The organism is Gilvimarinus gilvus, from assembly GCF_030518155.1.
In the GTDB taxonomy this organism is placed as follows: Bacteria; Pseudomonadota; Gammaproteobacteria; order Pseudomonadales; family Cellvibrionaceae; genus Gilvimarinus; species Gilvimarinus gilvus.
In genome coordinates this window covers 1-406 of the sequence record NZ_JAULRU010000197.1, presented here as the reverse complement: position 1 = coordinate 406, position 406 = coordinate 1, and the positions used below count along the sequence as shown (strand labels likewise).

Sequence of the window (406 nt, the reverse complement as noted above, 5' to 3'; positions counted from 1 at the left end):
GAAGTGACGAAAGGATCGCCGCCAGGGCTGGAGAGCGCCTCGGTAAGGGCGGCCGCCCTGTTCAGGTTCATCAGGTAGGTACGCTCGACATCGAGTGTGGTGCCCAAGCGCTGGCTGACCGCGGTGGACAGCAGCTCGGTGGCATAGCGCTGCAGGTCAGGCAGGGTTGCCAGGAGGGCACTCAGGTTAGCTTCGGCTTGCACGTGTTGGCCATAGGTTTGCACCAGGGCCTTGGCCACCGTTGGGTGTGCCAGGCATGCGCGTTCCAGCCTGGGGTCGCGCTGGCTGGCCGCCTGACGCAGCTGGCGGCGCTGCTCTGGCCGGGCGTCGACCACCCAGGCGGGTAGCTTGCTGCTGACCAACTGGTGGTAGAAGTCGGGCTCGCAGGCTGCAGGTTTGGTGGCGT

At 66.5% G+C, this 406-nt stretch carries 1 protein-coding gene; it reads right to left on the bottom strand.

Translation table 11 applies throughout. The features are described from left to right. On the bottom strand, positions 1–406 hold a 406-nt coding region (locus QWI17_RS01615; protein ID WP_302720742.1), incomplete at both ends, for a DUF6543 domain-containing protein.